At 66.2% G+C, this 19,551-nt stretch carries 24 protein-coding genes; 12 read left to right on the forward strand and 12 right to left on the reverse strand.

The annotated features are described in order from the left end of the window. Window positions 1–30: 30 nt before the first annotated feature. The 4 genes from MHN84_RS17310 to MHN84_RS17325 all read right to left on the reverse strand — a co-directional run bounded on the left by MHN84_RS17310 (window position 31) and on the right by MHN84_RS17325 (window position 2,245). Window positions 31–966, reverse strand: a complete 936-nt coding sequence (locus MHN84_RS17310; RefSeq protein WP_308192957.1) for a DUF429 domain-containing protein — start codon at window positions 964–966, stop codon at window positions 31–33. A 219-nt stretch (window positions 967–1,185) separates the two neighbouring features. Further along, window positions 1,186–1,332, reverse strand: coding sequence for a hypothetical protein (locus tag MHN84_RS17315; RefSeq protein ID WP_241205739.1), 147 nt, complete (start codon window positions 1,330–1,332; stop codon window positions 1,186–1,188). Window positions 1,333–1,757: 425 nt separating this feature from the next. After that, window positions 1,758–1,904 (reverse strand): hypothetical protein, encoded by a 147-nt coding sequence (locus MHN84_RS17320; RefSeq protein WP_241205740.1) that lies wholly within the window; start codon window positions 1,902–1,904, stop codon window positions 1,758–1,760. Beyond that, complete coding sequence (locus tag MHN84_RS17325; RefSeq protein WP_241205741.1) at window positions 1,904–2,245, reverse strand: hypothetical protein; 342 nt, start codon at window positions 2,243–2,245, stop codon at window positions 1,904–1,906. The genes MHN84_RS17320 and MHN84_RS17325 overlap by 1 nt, the downstream gene beginning before the upstream one ends. A gap of 378 nt (window positions 2,246–2,623) precedes the next feature. Between MHN84_RS17325 and MHN84_RS17330 the strand changes: the two genes are divergently transcribed. Next, window positions 2,624–2,974, forward strand: coding sequence for a hypothetical protein (locus tag MHN84_RS17330; RefSeq protein WP_241205742.1), 351 nt, complete (start codon window positions 2,624–2,626; stop codon window positions 2,972–2,974). On the opposite strand, the gene MHN84_RS17335 is transcribed toward MHN84_RS17330, so the two are convergent. Next, window positions 2,956–3,246, reverse strand: a complete 291-nt coding sequence (locus MHN84_RS17335; protein ID WP_241205743.1) for a hypothetical protein — start codon at window positions 3,244–3,246, stop codon at window positions 2,956–2,958. The two genes, MHN84_RS17330 and MHN84_RS17335, sit on opposite strands and share 19 nt — an antisense overlap. Beyond that, on the reverse strand, window positions 3,239–3,895 hold the full coding sequence (locus MHN84_RS17340) for a hypothetical protein (RefSeq protein ID WP_241205744.1): 657 nt from the start codon (window positions 3,893–3,895) through the stop codon (window positions 3,239–3,241). The genes MHN84_RS17335 and MHN84_RS17340 overlap by 8 nt, the downstream gene beginning before the upstream one ends. Window positions 3,896–4,107: 212 nt before the next feature. Between MHN84_RS17340 and MHN84_RS17345 the strand changes: the two genes are divergently transcribed. The 3 genes from MHN84_RS17345 (at window position 4,108) to MHN84_RS17355 (ending at window position 6,862) form a co-directional block, all read left to right on the forward strand. Then, window positions 4,108–4,797 (forward strand): hypothetical protein, encoded by a 690-nt coding sequence (locus MHN84_RS17345; RefSeq protein ID WP_241205745.1) that lies wholly within the window; start codon window positions 4,108–4,110, stop codon window positions 4,795–4,797. Beyond that, the gene (locus tag MHN84_RS17350) at window positions 4,794–5,297 is read left to right on the forward strand and encodes a hypothetical protein (protein WP_241205746.1); all 504 of its coding nucleotides are present in this window, start codon (window positions 4,794–4,796) and stop codon (window positions 5,295–5,297) included. The genes MHN84_RS17345 and MHN84_RS17350 overlap by 4 nt, the downstream gene beginning before the upstream one ends. A 182-nt stretch (window positions 5,298–5,479) precedes the next feature. Next, a complete protein-coding gene (locus MHN84_RS17355) occupies window positions 5,480–6,862 on the forward strand; it encodes a cation:dicarboxylate symporter family transporter (protein WP_241205747.1) in 1,383 nt (460 codons plus the stop codon). Window positions 6,863–6,995: 133 nt separating this feature from the next. Here the strand turns inward: MHN84_RS17355 and MHN84_RS17360 are convergent, their stop codons facing one another. After that, complete coding sequence (locus MHN84_RS17360) at window positions 6,996–8,183, reverse strand: lipid-transfer protein (protein WP_241205748.1); 1,188 nt, start codon at window positions 8,181–8,183, stop codon at window positions 6,996–6,998. 101 nt (window positions 8,184–8,284) lie between these two features. Here MHN84_RS17360 and MHN84_RS17365 point away from each other — a divergent pair, with 101 nt between their 5' ends. From MHN84_RS17365 to MHN84_RS17375, 3 genes are read left to right on the forward strand one after another with little or no spacing between them, the layout of a single operon-like run. Beyond that, on the forward strand, window positions 8,285–9,331 hold the full coding sequence (locus MHN84_RS17365) for a dihydrodipicolinate reductase (RefSeq protein ID WP_241205749.1): 1,047 nt from the start codon (window positions 8,285–8,287) through the stop codon (window positions 9,329–9,331). Continuing rightward, window positions 9,332–10,183 (forward strand): class II glutamine amidotransferase, encoded by an 852-nt coding sequence (locus MHN84_RS17370; protein ID WP_241205750.1) that lies wholly within the window; start codon window positions 9,332–9,334, stop codon window positions 10,181–10,183. A gap of 9 nt (window positions 10,184–10,192) precedes the next feature. After that, complete coding sequence (locus MHN84_RS17375; protein ID WP_241205751.1) at window positions 10,193–11,050, forward strand: patatin-like phospholipase family protein; 858 nt, start codon at window positions 10,193–10,195, stop codon at window positions 11,048–11,050. On the opposite strand, the gene MHN84_RS17380 is transcribed toward MHN84_RS17375, so the two are convergent. Beyond that, complete coding sequence (locus MHN84_RS17380; protein WP_241205752.1) at window positions 11,039–12,010, reverse strand: patatin-like phospholipase family protein; 972 nt, start codon at window positions 12,008–12,010, stop codon at window positions 11,039–11,041. The genes MHN84_RS17375 and MHN84_RS17380 overlap by 12 nt on opposite strands. 51 nt (window positions 12,011–12,061) lie before the next feature. Between MHN84_RS17380 and MHN84_RS17385 the strand changes: the two genes are divergently transcribed. After that, on the forward strand, window positions 12,062–12,427 hold the full coding sequence (locus MHN84_RS17385; RefSeq protein WP_241205753.1) for a VOC family protein: 366 nt from the start codon (window positions 12,062–12,064) through the stop codon (window positions 12,425–12,427). Between the two features lie 4 nt (window positions 12,428–12,431). Here MHN84_RS17385 and MHN84_RS17390 read toward each other — a convergent pair whose 3' ends face one another. Next, complete coding sequence (locus MHN84_RS17390; protein WP_241205754.1) at window positions 12,432–12,875, reverse strand: lipoprotein LpqV; 444 nt, start codon at window positions 12,873–12,875, stop codon at window positions 12,432–12,434. Window positions 12,876–13,051: 176 nt separating this feature from the next. On the opposite strand from MHN84_RS17390, the gene MHN84_RS17395 reads away from it, so the two are divergent. Then, window positions 13,052–13,570 (forward strand): cysteine dioxygenase family protein, encoded by a 519-nt coding sequence (locus MHN84_RS17395; protein ID WP_241205755.1) that lies wholly within the window; start codon window positions 13,052–13,054, stop codon window positions 13,568–13,570. A gap of 2 nt (window positions 13,571–13,572) precedes the next feature. Then, window positions 13,573–13,944 carry a rhodanese-like domain-containing protein gene (locus tag MHN84_RS17400; RefSeq protein WP_241205756.1) on the forward strand — a complete coding sequence of 124 codons (372 nt, stop codon included), beginning with the start codon at window positions 13,573–13,575 and terminating at the stop codon, window positions 13,942–13,944. Here MHN84_RS17400 and MHN84_RS17405 read toward each other — a convergent pair whose 3' ends face one another. Genes MHN84_RS17405 through MHN84_RS17415 form a run of 3 tightly spaced genes read right to left on the reverse strand, consistent with a single transcriptional unit; the run spans window position 13,945 to window position 17,478 of the window. Beyond that, window positions 13,945–15,636 carry an alpha/beta-hydrolase family protein gene (locus tag MHN84_RS17405; RefSeq protein ID WP_241205757.1) on the reverse strand — a complete coding sequence of 564 codons (1,692 nt, stop codon included), beginning with the start codon at window positions 15,634–15,636 and terminating at the stop codon, window positions 13,945–13,947. 22 nt (window positions 15,637–15,658) lie between these two features. Beyond that, complete coding sequence (locus tag MHN84_RS17410) at window positions 15,659–16,435, reverse strand: enoyl-CoA hydratase (RefSeq protein WP_241205758.1); 777 nt, start codon at window positions 16,433–16,435, stop codon at window positions 15,659–15,661. Then, complete coding sequence (locus MHN84_RS17415) at window positions 16,432–17,478, reverse strand: enoyl-CoA hydratase/isomerase family protein (RefSeq protein ID WP_241205759.1); 1,047 nt, start codon at window positions 17,476–17,478, stop codon at window positions 16,432–16,434. Before MHN84_RS17415 ends, MHN84_RS17410 begins: the two co-directional genes overlap by 4 nt. Before the next feature lie 160 nt (window positions 17,479–17,638). Here MHN84_RS17415 and MHN84_RS17420 point away from each other — a divergent pair, with 160 nt between their 5' ends. Together MHN84_RS17420 and MHN84_RS17425 are read left to right on the forward strand one after the other, a co-directional pair. Then, a complete protein-coding gene (locus MHN84_RS17420) occupies window positions 17,639–18,493 on the forward strand; it encodes a Bax inhibitor-1/YccA family protein (protein ID WP_241205760.1) in 855 nt (284 codons plus the stop codon). 171 nt (window positions 18,494–18,664) lie between these two features. Continuing rightward, window positions 18,665–19,537, forward strand: coding sequence for a hypothetical protein (locus MHN84_RS17425; RefSeq protein WP_241205761.1), 873 nt, complete (start codon window positions 18,665–18,667; stop codon window positions 19,535–19,537). Window positions 19,538–19,551 lie beyond the last annotated feature (14 nt).

Consider the following 19,551-nt stretch of genomic DNA (forward strand, 5'->3'; position numbering starts at 1 on the left):
TGACTCGATAGACCGACGTGGAGGTCCGCCTCAAGTGAAGCGCTGCTCAGCAACTTCCGCGTCGATCCCGACCGCTGCCCCGACCTGCTCCCAAGACCCTCCAGCCTGTCGGAAGCGGTCTACAGACTGCTGAAGAGCGGTTTCAGCGGTCTTGAGTTTCGTGGCGGCGATTCGCATTGAATTGAGCAGTCCGGCAGCGTCGGTCGCGGTGGTGGACCGGGGTGACGGTTGCAAATCTGCTGGCTTGGTAGGTGTGAGGATGTAGCCAGTGTGGATGTCTCCGTAGACGGTGACGTCTTCTGGGCGCGCGGTGGCGTAGAGCGCAACGTAGGCGCACACCACAGCATCAACGGGGTCTTCCGCCCGGCGGAGCTCTGCCTTTGTAGTGGCGTTCTCGACTTGTAGGTGGAGACGGCTCCATTCGGCATTCTCTACTAGCAGCATGCCTACATCGGCGTTCACGCGTGACTCGAGAAGTTCAATGAGGCGCATCAACTCGGATTGAAGACTGTCGAAGCTACGGTTCTTTTTGTGCTTGTATTTCAGGGTTCGATCGAGTCGAAACAGGGCGACCGTGGCAGGGTGCGGGTAGACCTCTAGAGCGCGCCGCAGGGACTTCGAGTGTGGGTCGATGTCCAAGCCGAGCGCTTCAGCGATACGGGTTCCGCGCGGAACGCCCCGGAACTCTTCACGTTCCATATTCGCTGGTAGAGCGCCCGCGTCAAAGGCGTAGAAATCTTTGTTGAGTTCTTTTTCGCAAGGACGATTTCCGACAGCGTTCTTGACGATGAGTGGTGCGTCGATGGCAACCAGGCAGGGTCCGTCAACCCATCTGGCGAGTTGCGCGAGAATTGATGGGTCGCCGCCCGCTGAACCGAGGTGGACCAACCTGCCCTCGCTATCGAGTACAGCTACTCCGGTCGTGTTGTTTTCGCCCCACGCCAAGTCCAGGCCTATGAAGTGCACCCATCCACGATGCATAACAGAACCGCGATCTACCAGCCTGAATCAGCGATTGCTGGCAAACCGCGACTTTTCGCGACATGCGGTAGCGGACTGCGTGTAGGTCAGCCCGGAACGGCCCCGCCTCCAGCCACCCTGGAGGCAAGGCCCCCCGACGGGGCCGAAGCCGAGCCGGGGACGGACTTGCTTCTCCCGTCCCCGGCCCGGTAGTGCTAGTCAACGTCATCGGCGCGCCAGCTCGACGGTGCGTAGCTGCGCAGTGTGCCGCCCCAGGTGGAGCAGCTTCGCCACCCGCGCCAGCCTCGCCAGCGCAGCCATCCCAGGAACGAGCGGCAGCAACGACACCGCAATCACGACAGCATCGAACACATGACTCCTGCGTTGGCGACGATGGCAGCGGTCACCGCCCGGTCCATGTGGGGAAGGCCCCCTGTGCGGGGGCCTTCCTTCTCACTCATCGTCGTCATCCTGGGGCTTGACCCATCTCGGGTCAGGCGGCGGCATCCGGCGAGCCTTCTCGCATTCATTCCTCGCAAACCAGTCATGCGGGTTGGCCTCCGCACGTCGACACCACGCCTCGCCCCACGACCACTGGGGGTGCAGAGGCTTGCCTTGCGCGGCGAGTTCGGTCCACCACTCGACCCGCAGGTCCGCTGCAGCGGAATACAGTTCATCCAAATCCATTGCGAGTGCTTGATTCGCGCAGGGAACCGTTCGCAGGCAACGCCACGGATGCGCCGAGTTGGGGCATGCGCCGCGCGGCGTCGGACAGTCCGGGAACGGCTCCGGGGTCGTCACTGCTCCTCCTCGGGATCGTCGTCGAAGTCCACGACCTCAACCCAGCCGTCGAAGCTGCTCTCCCCGCGCTGCAACAACTGCTCCTTGAAGTTCTGTTCGTTCATCCGGCGGCGATGCCGCGCATACCGGCTCTCGCGGCGCATCACTGCACTTCCTCGGCGGCAACGACGACGGCGTCGTGGGCGGTCTCGTACCAGTCGCCCAGCGTGGCGTCCTTCGCGTTGACGCGGTCGGCGAACTTCTGCGCCGCCTCCTCGGTGGTGAAGAATTTGACGACAACACCTTCCTGGTACGCCTTCTTGCCGTCTCGCTGAACATCAACCGCGAACTTCGTACCGGCGGGTGCCTTGCGCGTGGTCGGTTGGCCACTGCGCCCGGTGGCGGTGAACAACTTGGGCGCGGCCTTCTCCTCGGTGGCGTTGTCCACCTCGGGGGTGGCGTCGACCTGCCCGCTGCGGCGAGTCTTGGTGGTGGTCGCGGACATTTGAGCCTCCTTGGGTGATTGCTGGTGTTGCAGCGTGACCAGCTTGTGGGTTCTGTGCGTGTTTGCTGCTGCCATGCCAGGTATAACACCGCGAGGTGGGAATTAATGCCGACCATCACCGTCACTTCCAGCCCAAAACCCCTGTGCCGCAACCACAAAGACCCCGCCACCCGGTAGGGGTAGTTCAAACCACAAGAACTACGCCACCCCACACCAGGTGGTGATGAATCGCTACCCCCGTCACTACACGCCGAATTTCGTCCTTTCCGCTGTTCTCGACTGGAATCCCGGACAATTACGTGTAGTTACGTTCTATTCCTGGGAGTTGTTGTGCCGCGCGCTGATACCGCTGTTCGCATGTCACGAGACGCGTGGGTCATGCGACTGTTCCTGTCCGGCCACTCGTACCGCGACATCGGGCTCCACCCCAAGGTGAAGTTGAGTGCAAAGGGTGTGGGGAATGTGGTTCACCGCTATCTGGCTGAGGCGAACCCGAACCACAACACCCTCGGCCAGCAAGCCAGCGTCGTCTACCTAGAACGACTAGAGCAGATGTTGCGGGCGGTGTGGCCGCAAGCCGTACGAGGTGACCTCAAGGCGGTGTCGGCGGCGCTGCGCATCCTGGCGCAGGAGGCCCGGTTCCACAGCCTTGATGCCAGCGCGCCTGGCGTCAGCGTGCTGGCCGACGCAGGGCCGTTAGACGTCTACCGTCAGCGCGGCGGCTCGTGAGTAGCCATGTAAGTTATCCACGCTTCGAGTCGGTGCACCATTCGCCAATCCTCTTCGACCGCCTCCTGAGCTGCCTCGGCGGTATCGGCCATTCCCGCTCGTGAGCCGAGAGCTACGCCGGGCAGCCCTACGGACCAGTTGCCGAGACGCTCGAACTTCCACGCACCGCGATATGGGAAGACTCGGTAGTCGTACTCACCCGCGCCGATACGGTGCGCGGCGAGCAGACCGTCCCTGGTGTCGGGGTCCTCGAACCAAGCAAGGTCATTCACGGTCGTCTCCTTCATCGCTCGATAGGTAACTGTCCAGTGCGACGACAGTCATCAGCTTGTCGCCACCGGCCAGTTGGCGGTCTCGGGCAGCCTGTTGAAGCCTCTGCGTCTCTGCCTGTTTGCGTTTCTCCGCCCTAATGATTGCTTCCTCAGAGGCCGTCAATTCGGCAATTGCAGCATTGAGGTCACTGCGGGCCTGCGCCCCTTGCCCTGCCTCGACGATTTTGTTCGCGTGTGCTGCTGTCATTCTGGCTCGACGAGCGGAGCGTAGGGCGAAAGCGAACGGTCGGGACGCCTTATCGTCCGACTTCGTCTCATTTGCGACAGGCGGCAGAGCGCGGTGCACTGTGTCCTTCGAGTGGCCGGTCACCTTCGCGATGTCCCGCAGTGACATCTCGCCGTCGTCCCGCATGGCTTTGAAGACGCGTGTGCGTCCCTCGGGGGTAAGCCGGAGGGGCAGTTCCCCGAATTCAGCGAAGAGGTAGTCGCAGCATTTAGCGTGATTGAGTGCGAGCCAGACGCGGCCCTTGACCGCTTGAATCAAAAGCTCTTCTAGCCGCTCAGCACCTAGAAGTGCGGTGGTCCGTATCTCCTCGGTAAGCCGCTTTGCTGACGCTTCTGTTGCGTCATCGGATTGGGGCGTGGTCATGGCAGCACTCATCTCTCGTTGGTCGAGTCGATGAGCGGATGGTTCGAACCGCTCTTGTTCTAATGCCATGACCGCTGCGGCGAGCCGCATGCCGGGAACCGGATCCCACATTACCTACGGCCACGGCAATCGGCCATAATCGCTGGTTCCGATGCGAGTATCTATCAATGGGGGACTCGCTTCGCCGACATTGGCAGCCAATCGCAGGGGTTATGGGGCTGCTCGCGCTTATCTACTTCGCTGGCTTCGGTTTCGGCCAAGGTTGGGGGTCTGACCAGTGGGGGCCGTTCTCTGAGTGGCTAGCTGGCGCGCTAACACTTGGCGCGGTCGTCGTGGCGCTCCGCGAGTCGGCGCGGGGTCAGCGTGCACGGAGAATTGACCATGAACTCGCGCGGCGGCGCGAGTGTCTCCACGCACTGGGCGACCTGTGGGGGGCGCTCACCCAATTCGGCCTGGACTTTGTCATGTTCAAGACGTTCTTCGACGACCTACCGGCGCGGTTCAATGCGAATCTACCCAGGCAAGACGTTCGACAACCCCCTGAATTCAGTAAGCCGCTTGCGGACGAAATCTCGAACCAGTTCGCCGACTTCTGGAACAAGTGGGTGAAGACTGTCGAGCCGCCGTTGTTCGTCGCACGCGCACTTCTGCATGACACGCCGCTAGACGAAGCGGTGAACGCAATAAGTAAAGACGTGCGTAACTTGAACAACACCATCATGCCCGCGCTGATGACTTCGGTAGCCGAAGAGGGGCGGCGTCCTGATACGAAACCATTGGACGCCGCCTGGAAGCAGTTGATGACTCGACGTCAGGTGCACCTCGATTTAGCGCAAGAGCATTTCAGTCTCACGCTCGCCAAAGTCGAGCGGGCGGCGTTGCGCCAACGGCGGCAATCGTGAGTCTCACACAACCAATCGCGACGTTGATCGCATCGGGATTCACGCTTGCCGGGGCGGGAATTGCCTTCTGGGCAGTTAATCGACAAATTAAAGCAGCTGCGCAACAGCAAGAGAAAAATCGACAGGCAGAGTGGGCGCGTACACGGCGCAGCGAAATGTTGGACGTCTTGATGGAGGCGGCGAGGATTGCACGCCACACTTCTGGCATCGCGACGAACTTCGAACTCCGCGTCGAAGAACCCCAGATGTTCGCTAATGACGCCCAACCGCTGCAGCAACAGCTCGACGAGCTGAAGAACGACTTCTACGCGCTGGAGGCGGGTCTTCTCGTGGCCAAACTCGACCTTCTTGGGCTAGAAGGTGTGTCCAGCGCGCTGAACGCTCTCGAGGAGGAAGCGTCAGACGTGGTCCTCCGAATTGAGGCAAAGGACTGGACCGTCTACGAGAAAGAGGAAGCAGTCCTTGCTGCGATCAAGAACGCGCTGAGGCAACCCGGCTGAGCGCCGAACTGCACCACCCCCCACGTAAACATATTGCGGCCTACATGGCTGCGCCCCTACCTGCGAAGTCCCAGGTGGGGTACATGGCTGCCTTGTACTAAATGAACTAAAACGTGACCTGGCTCACGCGCTGACTGACCATCTTTTCAGACCACATCGTCACCCGAGTTCGGAGGAAGCACATGACCACCACCGTCGACCGGCCCCCCACACCGGACGCGCCGAAGCGGCGCGACCGCACCCACTGGCTCTACATCGCGGTCATCGTCGCGGTGATCGCCGGTGTCGGCGTCGGGATCGTCACCCCCGAGGTGGGCAAGAGCCTCGGCGTGCTCGGCACGATGTTCGTCGCGCTGATCAAGATGATGATCGCGCCGGTCATCTTCTGCACGATCGTGCTGGGCATCGGATCGGTGCGCAGGGCCGCGACCGTCGGCAAGGTCGGCGGGCTCGCATTCGTGTACTTCCTGGCGATGTCGACGTTCGCGTTGGCGATCGGTCTGGTCGTCGGCAACCTGCTGCACCCCGGCGCCGGCCTGAACGTCAGCTCGACCACGGCGGCCAAGGGCGCCGAACTCGCCGACAAGGCGCACGAGGCCGGCGGACTGATGGACTTCGTGCAGGGCATCATCCCCACGTCGATGTTCTCGGCGCTCACCGAAGGCAGCGTGCTGCAGGCGCTGTTCATCGCGCTGCTCGTCGGATTCGCGCTGCAGGCGCTGGGCAGCACGGGTGAGCCCATCCTGCGTGGTGTCGAGCATCTGCAGAAGCTGGTGTTCAAGGTCCTGAGCATGATCCTGTGGCTGGCACCGATCGGTGCGTTCGGCGCGATCGCCAACGTCGTCGGCCAGACCGGCTGGTCCGCGGTGGGGCAGCTGCTGACCCTGATGCTGGGCTTCTACATCACCTGCGCGATCTTCGTCTTCGGCATCCTCGGCTCCCTGCTGCGCGTGGTCTCCGGGATCTCGATCTTCAAGCTGGTGCGCTACCTCGCCCGCGAGTACCTGCTGATCGTGTCGACCTCATCGTCGGAGTCGGCCCTGCCCCGCCTCATCGCCAAGATGGAGCACATCGGCGTGGACCGCTCGACCGTCGGCGTGGTCGTGCCCACCGGCTACTCGTTCAATCTCGACGGCACAGCGATCTACCTGACCATGGCGTCGCTGTTCATCGCCGGGGCGCTGGGCGACCCGCTGTCGATCCCCGAGCAGATCGGCCTGCTGGTGTTCATGATCGTCGCCTCCAAGGGTGCGGCCGGTGTGACCGGCGCGGGGCTCGCGACGCTGGCCGGCGGCCTGCAGGCCCACCGCCCCGACCTGCTGGACGGCGTCGGCCTGATCGTCGGCATCGACCGGTTCATGTCCGAGGCGCGTGCGCTGACGAACTTCTCGGGCAACGCAGTGGCCACGCTGCTGGTCGGGTCGTGGACCCACACGATCGACAGGGCCAAGGTCGACGACGTGCTCGCCGGGCGCGATCCGTTCGACGAGCTGACAATGGTCGACGACGGACACGGCTCACGCGTTCAGGAGCCGCAACAGGAGAAGGTCCCTGCCGCGGTGTAGGACGCGAGAGGAAAGACCCGGTCGGTGCTTCCCGGCCGGGTCTTTTCGTTGCGCTCTTTGCGCGAGAAGACGCGAACTCGAGCATGTCGCGCGGCGTGTCACTCGAGTTCGCGTCTGGTCGCCGGAAGCAACCTCAGCGGTCGGCGCGCTGATACGCCGTCACGACCGCCGCGCCGCCCAACCCGATGTTGTGCTGCAACGCCGCGGTCACGCCATCGACCTGTCGCTTGTCGGCGTCACCGCGCAGTTGCCACGTCAACTCGCTGCACTGAGCCAGCCCGGTGGCGCCCAAGGGGTGGCCCTTGGAGATCAGACCGCCCGACGGGTTGACCACCCAGCGCCCGCCGTAGGTGGTGTCCTCGTCGTCGATCAGCTTCGGCGCCTCTCCCGGTCCGCACAGGCCCAGGGCTTCGTAGAGCAGCAGCTCGTTGGCCGAGAAACAGTCGTGCAGCTCGATCACCTGGAAGTCCTGCGGGCCGAGCCCGGACTGGTCGTACACCTTCTGCGCAGCCTGCACGTTCATGTCGTAGCCGATGATGTTGGCCGCGCTGCCGTCGAAGGTGGAGGCGAAGTCGGTGGTCATCGACTGCCCGACGATCTCCACCGCCCGGCCCGACAGGCCGTGGCGATCCACGAACTCCTCACTGGCCAGCACGACGGCCGCCGACCCGTCCGAGGTCGGTGAGCACTGCAGCTTGGTCAGCGGATCGGAGATCATCTTCGCGGCCAGGATGTCGTCCAGGCTGTACTCGTCCTGGAACTGCGCATACGGATTGTTCACCGAGTGCTTGTGGTTCTTGAAGCCGATCTTGGCGAAGTGCTCGGCGGTGGTCCCGTACTTCTGCATGTGTTCGCGACCCGCAGCCCCGAACATCCACGGCGCCACCGGGAACTGCATCGCGTCGATGTCGTTGAGCGCGAGGATGTGACGCTTCATCGGCGACTCCCGATCGTCGGCGCCGCCGCCGAGTGAGCCCGGCTGCATCTTCTCGAAGCCCAGCGCCAGCACGCAGTCGGCCAGTCCGCCGCGGATCGCCTGAGCGCCCAGGTACAGCGCTGTCGACCCGGTCGAGCAGTTGTTGTTGACGTTGACGATCGGGATGCCCGTCATCCCCAGTTCGTAGAGCGCCCGCTGGCCCGACGTCGAGTCGCCCGAGCAGTATCCGACGTAGCCCTGCTCGACCTCGGAGTAGTCGATGCCGGCGTCCTCGAGCGCCTTGGTGCCCGACTCGCGCGCCATGTCCGGGTAGTCCCAGCCCTCTCTACGGCCGGGCTTTTCGAACTTCGTCATCCCCACCCCGACCACGAACACTCGCTTCATGAGCTGATCCCTTCGCCATTCGCGACCGGCCTGCCGGGCGCTGGTGTACATCTGAGTAGAACACGTTCCAGTTCTATGTCGGCATAGTTGGAGGAGGCGGGATGGCGCTGCGCGTCGTGCAATGGGCGACCGGCGGGGTCGGCGTCGCCGCGATCAAAGGCGTACTCGAGCACCCCGAGCTGGAACTGGCCGGCTGCTGGGTTCACTCGACCGCCAAGGCCGGGCGCGACGTCGGCGACCTCATCGGCGCGGCCCCGCTGGGCGTCACGGCCACCGACAGCATCGACGAGATCCTCGCGCTCGACGCCGACGCCGTCATCTACGCCCCGCTGATAGCCAACCCCGACGAGGTGATCGCGCTGCTGCGCTCGGGCAAGAACGTCGTCACCCCGGTCGGCTGGCTGTATCCCAGCGAGCGCAGCGGCGCCTCGGTGCGCGAGGCCGCGCTGGCCGGGAACGCGACCCTGCACGGCACCGGCATCGCACCCGGCGGCATCAGCGAGAAGTTCCCGCTGATGCTCTCGGCGATGTCGACCGGCGTGACCTTCGTGCGTGCCGAGGAATTCTCCGATCTGCGCACCTACGACGCCCCCGATGTGTTGCGCCACGTGATGGGTTTCGGGGAGACCCCGGACAAAGCGCTCACCGGACCCATGCAGAAGATGCTCGACGCCGGCTTCATCCAAGCCGTACGAATGTGTGTGGACCAGTTGGGCTTTCACGCCGATCCGCGGGTGCGCGCCACGCAGGAGATCGCCGTGGCGACCGCGACCATCGACTCGCCGATGGGGCCGATCGAACCCGGGCAGGTGGCAGGGCGCAAATTCCACTGGGAAGCCCTGGTCGACGGGGAACCCGTGGTTCGCGTGACGGTGAACTGGCTGATGGGGGAGGAGCACCTCGACCCCGCCTGGTCCTTCGGGCCGGCCGGGCAGCGCTACGAGATGGAAGTGCGCGGCAACCCCGACTTCACCGTGTCGGTGACGGGGTTCCAGTCCGAGGTCGGCGGGCAGGGCCCTGAATACGGGGTCGTCGGCACCGCCGCGCACTGTGTCAACTCGGTGCCCGCGGTCTGCGCCGCGCCACCCGGTATCGCGACCTACCTGGACCTGCCGCTGATCAGCGGTAAGGCCGCACCGCACCTGTAGATGTGCCGCCTGTTCGGAATGCACGCCGGCGCGCCCGCTCCGGTGACCTTCTGGCTGCTCGACGCCCCCGACAGCCTGGCCGAGCAGAGCCGCCGCAACCCCGACGGCACCGGACTGGGTTACTACGACGCCGCCGGCCAACCGGTGGTGGACAAACAACCCCTGGCCGCATGGCGGGACGCGGCCTTCGCCCGGGAGGCCCGGGACATCGTCGCGACGACGGTGCTGGCCCACGTGCGCTACGCCTCCACCGGGGAGCCCGGCCCCACCAACACCCATCCCTTCGTCCAGGACGGACGCTTGTTCGCCCACAACGGCGTCGTCACCGGTCTCGACGCGCTGGATGCCCGACTCGCCGAACTCGGAACCGCTGACCTCGTTGTGGGACAGACGGATTCGGAACGCGTGTTCGCACTCATCACCGGAGTGGTCAGGGCCCGCCACGGAGACGTCACCGCAGGAATCATCGACGCCGTGCGCTGGCTCGGCGCTCACGTGGGCGTGTACGCGATCAACATCCTGCTGTGCACCGCGACAGAGATGTGGGCGCTGCGCTATCCGGACACCCATGACCTGTACGTGCTCGACCGTCGCACACCCGCCGACCATTCCCGCTTCGAGATGCGGAGCAGCAGGATCAACGCCCGCACCGTCGGCGGACCGTCGGTGGTGTTCGCCACCGAACGGATGGACGACGATCCCGCCTGGCGACCTCTCGGCGACGGTGAACTGCTGCACATCGGACCCGGGTTGGCGCTCACGTCGCTCACCGATGTGCTCGAGCCGCCGTCGAACCTCTTGAGCGTCTCCGATCTGAACCCCGTGGCGGCGGCGAGTCAGACCGTCCGGTAGAACAGGAGGGTGACGATGCGCCGTGCCCTCGTGCTCGCCGGCGGCGGACTGGCCGGAATAGCTTGGGAGACAGGCATTCTGCTCGGTATCGGCGAGGAGGCGCCCGCCGCCGCGGCGGCGCTACTCGCCTCCGACGTGCTGCTGGGGACGTCGGCGGGGTCGACGGTCGCCGCGCAGCTGTCCAGCGACATGTCGCTCCAGGAGTTGTTCGCCCGGCAGCTGTCGGATACCTCGCACGAGATCCATCCGGGAGTCTCCGTCGACGGCATCACCGCACTGTTCCTGGACGCCGTGATGACCCCGGGCGCCACCAAGGAGCAGAAGCTGCAGAAGATCGGCGCCGTCGCCGCGGCCACCGAGACCGTCGACGAAGCGGTGCGCCGCGACGTGATCGCCCACCGGCTGCCGTCGCACAACTGGCCCTCGCGCGACCTGCGGATCACCGGAATCGACATCGCCACAGGCGAACTCGAGGTCTTCGACCGCGCCTCGGGGGTGGAGCTGGTCGACGCGGTCGCGGCCAGCTGCGCCGTTCCCGGCGCGTGGCCGACGGTCAGCATCGCCGGACGGCGCTACATGGACGGCGGCGTCGGCAGCTCGGTGAACATGTCCGCCGTCAACGACTGTGACACCGCCGTCGTCCTCGTCCCGTCCGCGCCCGATGCGCCGTCGCCGTGGGGGACCGGCACGGCCCAGGAGATCGCCGACTTCGCCGGCAGCACGGTGGCCGTCTTCGCTGACGCCGACGCACTGGAGGCGTTCGGCCCCAACCCGCTCGACCCGGCCTGCCGGGCTCCCTCGGCGCAGGCCGGCCGCGCCCAGGGCCGTCGTGAGGCGGCCCGCATCGCTGCGTTCCTAGGCGTCTGACGCCGGTACGGCGGCTTCGAGCGTGTCGAGTGCGGCACTGGCCAGCTCCTGGCCGATGTCGATCACCTCGTTGGCGCGGTGGAAGTCCAGGCTTCGGCACACCGTGCGCGGCACCTCGATCAACAGGTCCGGCGGATAGGCCGCCAGGGTGTGCCGGGCCAGCGCCGCCTGCGCGATGTCGATGACACGGTTCATCACCTCGAAGCCGCCCAGCCGTGGCACGACGGGCCCGGCCGGAGCGTCCACGGGCTCGTCGTCGCCCACGACGAACCGGCCCAGCACCGCGCGCCCCGTCGGTGTGTCCAACAGCGAGCGCGCGGCCTTGGAGTCGAGCAGCGACGACGAACTGCGCCACATCCGGTTGAGCCAGTCCCCGGTGGCCTGCCTGGGTTCCCGGTCGTGGCGGTGCGCTTCGGGATCGTCACCGGACAGACTCACCGCGATCGTCACATCGGCGGCGACGGCGGCGATCGGAGCCATCGGCAGCGGATCGAGGATGCCGCCGTCGGCCAGCAGCCGCCCGTCGAGCACGTGCGGCGTGATGACACCGGGAATCGCGATCGAGGCGCGGATCGCGTCGTCGACCGGACCGCGCTGCATCCACACCGACTTGCCGGTGATCAGATCGGTGGCCACCGAGGTGTAGGGGATCGGCAGGGTCTCGATCGTCACCTCGCCGAGGATCTCCCGGACCGCGTCGAGGATCTTCTCGGCCCGCAGCACGCCGGCCGACGTGATCGACGGATCGAGCAGGCGCAACACCGCACGCTGGGTCAGCGACCCGGCCCAGGTCGTGTACTGGTCGAGCCGGCCTGCCGCCTCCAGCCCGCCCACCAGGGCACCCATCGACGACCCCGCGATGCCGACGATCTGGTGACCGCGCTCATGGAGTTCGTTGATGACGCCGATGTGGGCGTACCCGCGGGCGCCTCCGCTGCCCAACGCCAATGCGACCCGCATCCGCCCATTCTCGCTTGCATGAGCCGGCCGCGACGGGCAACCCTGTCCCTCATGATCGGAACACTGCGTTCAGTCGTCGTCGATTGCCCCGACCCGCTCCACCTGGCGCGTTTCTGGGCCGAGGTTCTCGGCGGCGACATCACCCAAGAGGACCCGGACTGGGTGGTGGTCACCGGCCCCGACGGCCGCCGGCTGGCATTCCAGCTGTCGCCCGAACATCAGCCGCCGCAGTTCCCGGACCCCCGAGCCTCCCAGCAGATCCACTTCGACGTCATGATCGCAGAAGATCAGGTCGAGGCCGCCCAGACGGAAATCGTCGGGCTGGGTGCGACATGGGTGCAGAACGCCGACGAAGACCAGTTCCGGGTGTATCGCGACCCCGCCGGTCACACCTTCTGCCTGGTCTGGAACGACTGAATCGCTAGCCGCACAGCGCGTCCGCCGCGGATTCGACCGCGACGATCACGGCGGACTGCTGGCCCGCCGACAGCTGCGCCCAGCTCTTGTCGAACTCGCCCGACCCCACCGTCGGAGCGTTCTGCAGCATCTTCAGATACGGCTCGATCTGCGCCTTCGGGTCACCGCCGTGGGTGTCCATGTAGGTGCGTGCCGCACGGCAGTTCTGGAAATAGTCGTCCTCGGTGGATTCCGCGGGTGCGCCCACCTTGGTCGTCACCCCACCCGGTGACACCGAGACGGCATCGGGGGCCAGCGATTCGGTGGTCGTCGGGGTCGCACTCGCCTGGGTCGACGGAGACGAGGTTTCGGTCGTGGGCTCGGACTGGGTGGGCGACGACGAGCAGCCTGTCAGCGCCAGCAGCCCCGTCGCTGCGAGCAGAGCGACCCGGACGGCGAAGGGGACCATCCCGCCAATGTAGCCGTGACGTGCGCAGTCTCAGATTCACGGTGAGATTAACGTCCGGCCCTGGCGCAGCGCACGGTCTCGTGCCACAGTGGGAGCGTGCGCAACGGAATGTCTCGGGAGTGTTGTCGGGCCTGACGCCCGACCCCCCATTCGTCCGTTCCCTCTGGAGTCTTCCCATGCTTCTCGCGCCTACCCGCCTGCGTCCAGCCGATTTGCTGCACGCCACCGACCGCTACGCTGCCGACGTCCTCGGCGGCCGTTTCGACGACGTCCTGCCAGTCGGCGGACCGCCCACGACCGAGCGCTGGTACACCCGGCTGCACGGAGACGACGAGCTCGACGTCTGGCTGATCAGCTGGGTGCCCGACCACGCCACCGAGCTGCACGATCACGGTGGCTCCCTCGGAGCGCTCACGGTGCTGTCCGGTGCGCTGCGCGAAACACGTTGGGACGGGCGGCAACTGCGACATCGCCGGCTCGAGGCCGGTGACCAGGCGGCGTTCCCGCTCGGCTGGGTGCACGATGTGGTGTGGGCGCGCGAGAGTGTCAGCCTTGCCACGCCGAGCATCACCCCGACGTTGAGCGTGCACGCGTACTCGCCGCCGCTCACTGCGATGTCCTACTACGACGTGTCCGAACGGAACACCCTGCGCCGCAAGCGGACCGAACTGACCCATCAGCCGGAAGGTGAATGATCATGGGCAGCCGCATCGACGTCGTGCTGGAGAACGCCCGCACGAAAATCAACCGCCTGACCGCCGACGACCTGCCCGCCGCGCTGCGACGCGGAGCCATCCTGGTCGACATCCGGCCTGCCGCCCAGCGGGCCGTCGAGGGCGAGGTGCCCACCGCGCTGATCATCGAGCGCAACGTGCTCGAGTGGCGGCTGGACCCCACCAGCGACGCCCGGATTCCGCAGGCCGTCGACGACGACGTCGAATGGGTGGTGCTGTGCTCGGAGGGCTACACCTCCAGCCTGGCCGCGGCGGCCCTGCAGGACATCGGTCTGCACCGCGCCACCGACGTGATCGGCGGCTACCACGCACTCAAGGGCGTGCTGGTCTACTGACTAGCTGTTCTCGTCGCTGCGCAGCAGCGGTCGCAACTTCTGCGTCTTCGCCGCAGACCAGCCGGGCGGCAACAGGATCGACGCCCACGCGTCGGCGACGTTGCGCACGTACACGTGCCCGTGCCCGTCGGGGACGTCGACCGCCACCGCCATGTCGGCCGACACCTGCAGGAACGTCACGACCGGAATCCACTCCATGTCGGGGGAGACGTCGTACCCGCGCGGCTCCCGAAGCCAATCCGGTTTGGCGAACAGCAGATCCGGGTTCCACCACGCGATCGGGTCCGAGGCGTGCTGTAGATAGACGACGCGCGGCTGCCCCCACGGGTCGTGCGGCCGTTGGAGATCGCGCGGCTCCGCGACGAAGCGCACGTTCTCACCCTTGTCGTAGATCGGAAGCCATTGCGGGGAGCCGGGATCGCGATTGGTGGTCAGGTCGGTCCAGATCGTGTTGTTGAACGTCGGACCGCTGAACAGTGCGCCGTCGGTGCGGGCGATCAGATTGTTCAACGCCAGGAACGGCGCCTCCCCGCCGAAGGAGCCGAGGCTCTCGCCGAATACCACGAGCTTGGGTCGCTGCGCCTCGGGCCTCGCGCGGACCAGCTCGTCGACAGCCTCGAACAGCGCCTGCCCCGCCTGTCGTGCGTTCTCCTTGTCGACGAGGAACGACAACCAGCTCGGCAGGAAGGAATACTGCATCGACACGATCGCGGAGTCGCCGTTGTACATGTACTCCAGGGCAGTGGCCTCGGCCTCGTTGATCCAGCCCGTGCCCGTCGTCGTGGCCACCGCCACCACCGCCCGGTCGAGGCCGCCGGTGCGCTGCAATTCGCGCGCGGCTAGCGCGGCCGTGGCCTTGATGCCGTCCGCCGAGTTCAAGCCGGCATAGGCGCGGATCGGTTCGACCGCCGGCCGGGCGTTGAACGCGCTCAGCTCGTCCACCGACGGCCCGCCACCGACGAACATCCGGCCTTGGTGGCCGAGCGACTCCCAGCTGACCAGCGACCCGGGACCGCCCGAGCGCAGCGGCGTCTCGGGAGCCGGGTTGTCGGGGTCGGTCTCGTCGTTGACCGCGGCGAACGTGCTGTTGATCGTGCTCATCGCGAACCGCACGACGATGCCGTTGAGCAGCGCGATCGTCAGCGCCAGCAGCAACGTCACCACGATGACGGCCGAAACCCGGGGCGGCGCAACACGATCGAGCTGGCGCACCAGAAAACGCACCAGCCGGCGGATCAGCTGCCCGATCTCGACGAACGCGAACAGCGTGACCACCGAGATGGCGGCGGCCAGAGGGTAGTCCCCGAACGTCAGCCGCGGCACGCCCATCAGATCGCGGACGTTGTCCTGCCATTCGTGGAACCAGATGATCGCCAGGACCATGCCGATCGCACCCACCGCGACGAGAATCAACCAGGCGCGGCGCGGTGCCGGCGGGCTGGAATCCTTGGACCGCATGTAGCGCACGAGCCACACAGAGAACACGCCGATCGCATATCCGAAGGCGCCGGCGCCCCCGCTGACCAGGCCCTGGAACAGCGGGCCGCGAGGCAGCAGCGACGGCGTCAGCGACAACCACAGGAACACGAGGCCGACCGCCGTTCCGGTGAACGTGTAGTGGCGCACCCACCACGCTTTCCGGGCTGCCCGGGCGGGCGGCTCGGCCGTCGGCGGCGCGGCGGTGGCGGTCACGAAGGCATGTTAGCGACGACTGTCAGCGGTGGGAGAAGTTCGGCGAACGCTTCTCGGTGAATGCGGCCATGCCCTCGGTCTGGTCGTCGGTGGCGAACGCCGAGTGGAACAGTCGGCGTTCGTAGAGCAGACCCTCGGCCAACGTGGACTCGAAGGCCCGGTTCACCGCCTCCTTGGCCATCCGCGCGGCGGAGCGCGACATACCGGCGATCGTCGCAGCGGTGGCGGCGGCTTCCTCGAGCAGGGCATCGGCCGGGACCACGCGCGACACGAGTCCGGCGCGTTCGGCTTCCTCGACGTCCATGGTGCGCCCGGTCAGGATCAGATCCATCGCCTTGGCCTTCCCGATGGCACGGGTCAACCGCTGCGAACCACCCATGCCCGGCAGAACGCCCAGTTTGATCTCGGGCTGGCCGAACTTCGCGGTGTCCGCGGCGATGAGGACGTCGCACATCATCGCCAGTTCGCAGCCGCCGCCGAGCGCGTATCCGGCGACGGCGGCGATCGTCGGCGTGCGCGTGGCCGCGAACTTGCCCCACGCGGCGAAGAAGTCCGACGAAAACACCTCGGCGAACGTCAGATTCGCCATCTCTTTGATGTCCGCACCGGCGGCGAACGCCTTCTCGTTGCCGGTGAGCACGATCGCGCCGATGCCGGGATCTGCGTCCAATTCGGCTGCGGCAGCGGTCACGTCGTTCATCACCTGACTGTTGAGCGCGTTCAGCGCCTTCGGCCGGTTCAGCGTGATCGTGGCGACGCGGCCCTCACGGGTGACGAGGATGGTCTCGTAGTCGGTCATGGCTGCTCCTGGAAGGTCAGGTCGGGATCTGCGGGCTGGAAGTAGGCGTCGACGTCGGCGGCGGTGACGGCCGCCAGCGTCGGTGGGCTCCACTGGGGGTTGCGGTCCTTGTCGATGATCTGCGCTCTGATTCCCTCGACGAGATCTGCCGACCGCAGCGCTGCGCAGGACGTCCGGAACTCCAGGCGCAGAACGTCTTCCAGGGTCGCCAGTGGTTGCGCGCGGCGCACGGCCTCGAGGGCCACCGACACCGCGATGGGCGAGCGGGAGCTGATCAGCTCGGCGGCCTCGGTGGCTGCGGGGTGTCCTTCCGTGCGCAGGGCGTCGACGATGTCGGCGACCGACCGGCCCGCATAGCAGCGATCGATCCACTCCCGCTGCGCCATCAGCTCACTGGGTGGCGGTTCCTGGGCGAAGGCGCTCACCGCGTGGTCCACGCCGTCGGTCTCGATCGCCTGGACGAACTGCGCGAGATCCGCGTGCGGGACGTAGTGGTCGGCGAAACCCATCGCGATCGCGTCGGCCCCGCCGAACGGGGCGCCGGTCAGCGCGGCGTGCAGGCCGAGCAAGCCGGGCGCGTGGGCGAGGATCCGGGTGCCTCCGACGTCGGGCACGAAGCCGATGCCTACCTCCGGCATGGCCATCTTCGTGGTCTCGGTGACCACGCGGACGTCGCCGTGCGCGCTGATGCCCACGCCGCCGCCCATCGTGATGCCGTTCATCAGCGCGACATACGGTTTCGGGTAGCGACCGATGTAGGCATTGAGCAGGTATTCGTCGTGCCAGAACTGGCGGGCCTCGGCGCCGCCGGCCTTCGCGCTGTGGTAGATCGCGACGATGTCGCCGCCCGCGCACAGACCGCGGTCGCCGGCGCCGGCGACGACGACAGCGCGGACGTCGTCGTCGTGTTCCCATGCCGTCAGGGCGGCTGCGATCTCGGTGACCATCGGGTGGGTCAGCGAGTTGATCGCCTTGGGGCGGTTGAGGGTGAGGTGCCCCACGTGCCTGTGCACAGTTACTAGGAGATCCTCGTTTTCGTCCACGCCAGCAATCTAGATCATCGCCCCTGTTCGGGGAGCGCCGGGTAAGGTTCCTGTGAGAAGGCTGGGAACAGATCCGATCGTCGGGAACCGTCCCGACGTGTCGATCGTTGAACCGATGTTCGGCAGAGGCCGAATAACGACATCAGGAAAGGAACCGACGGTGCGCGAAAGCAGCAACCCGGTATTTCGCACGCTGCCCAAGGGGCAGCAGGGCGGATACGCGCAATTCGGTACCGGAGCCACCGGCTACGGTGCGCAAGCAGTACACGCCGATCCCTATGCCGCCTATCCCGATCAGCGTCAGACGGGTGTTTCCCGTCCGCTGACCATCGACGACGTCGTCACCAAGACCGGCATGACGCTGGCAGTGCTGTCGGCGGTCGCGGTGGTGTCGTACTTCCTGGTGGCCCAGAACGTCGCGCTGGCGATGCCGTTCACCCTGGTCGGCGCACTCGGCGGCCTCGTCCTCGTGCTGATCGCGACCTTCGGTCGCAAGCAAGACAATCCCGCCATCGTGCTGACGTATGCGGCGCTGGAGGGCCTGTTCCTCGGTGCGTTCTCGTTCGTCGTCGCCAACCTGATGGTCTCCGGCGTCAGCGCCGGCGCCCTGATCAGCCAGGCGGTGCTCGGCACCCTCGGCGTGTTCGCCGGAATGCTGGTCGTCTACAAGACCGGCGCCATCCGCGTGACGCCGAAGTTCACCCGCTTCATCGTGGCCGGCCTCTTCGGTGTGCTGGCACTGATGCTCGGCAACTTCGTGCTCGCGCTGTTCGGTGTGGGCGGCGGCGAGGGCCTCGGCCTGCGCAGCGGTGGCCCGATCGCGATCATCTTCTCGCTCATCTGCATCGGTCTGGCGGCGTTCAGCTTCCTGATCGACTTCGACGCGGCTGACCAGATGATCCGCGCCGGCGCACCGGAGAAGGCGGCCTGGGGTATCGCGCTGGGCCTGACCGTGACGCTGGTGTGGCTCTACATCGAGATCCTGCGCCTGCTCAGCTACTTCAACAGCGACTAGTACCTGCCCGAGAAAGGGCGCTCACCGTCGGGTGGGCGCCCTTTTTCTGTGCTGTGGGAGGTGCGTGCCTCCGTGCGCCGAGACTGCTCACAGATCGCGCTTGATCCACAGATCGCGATCTCCGCGCAGTCTCAGCGTTGATTGCGCGACCGAACGTGTGACGGTGTCGCTATGTCGTCACCGAGCTGGCCATTTCTGGGGAGCGAAGCGATCGCCGATGGTCGCGTCAAGAAGCATCACCTGCGCTCGACCTATCGAGCCTTGTTTCCCGATGTGTACGTCCCGATCGATGCGGAGGCCAGTCTTGAGCACCGGGCCAGAGCAGCGTGGCTGTGGTCGCATCGCGAAGGAGTGATCGCGGGATTGACCGCGGCTGGCCTGCACGGCGCGAAGTGGATCGATGCCACGCTCCCGATCGAACTCGTCTGGTCGAACGCGCGACGCCCGCCGGGCCTGCGCACGATGGACGCCCGTCTGCTTCCCGACGAGTTCACTGTCCACCACGGTATGCGACTGACGACGATCGCGAGGACCGCGTACGACCTCGCGCGTCGCGGCCGGCTCGGCGACGCGGTCGCGCGGGTGGACGCTCTGGGGCATGCGACCGGCCTTCGTGCTGACGAGGTCCTCGCTCGCGCTCGCCAGCACCGTGGCGCCCGAGGTTTGCGGCAACTGGAAAAGGTGATGGACCTCTACGACGCGGGATCGGCGTCACCGAAGGAGACGTGGTTGCGCCTCCTGATCATCAGCGCCGGGTATCCGCGGCCGCACACGCAGATCCCGGTCCGCAGCCCGGACGGCCGACGAAAGTACTACCTCGACATGGGTTGGCCCGACGTGACGATCGCCGTCGAGTACGACGGTGAACAACATCGCGTCGACGACTCCCAATACGCCAGGGACATCCGCCGTTCCGAGGACTTGCGCGAGCTCGACTGGCTGGTCATCCGCGTCATCAAGAGCGACCGGGAATTCGACATTCGGGCCCGGATCGCCCGCGCATGGGCCGCGAGACTGCGGGGAGATCGCAATATCAGCTGTTGACGCGATCTCCCCGC

This window comes from Mycobacterium sp. PSTR-4-N, assembly GCF_022348085.1.
Lineage (GTDB): Bacteria > Actinomycetota > Actinomycetes > Mycobacteriales > Mycobacteriaceae > Mycobacterium.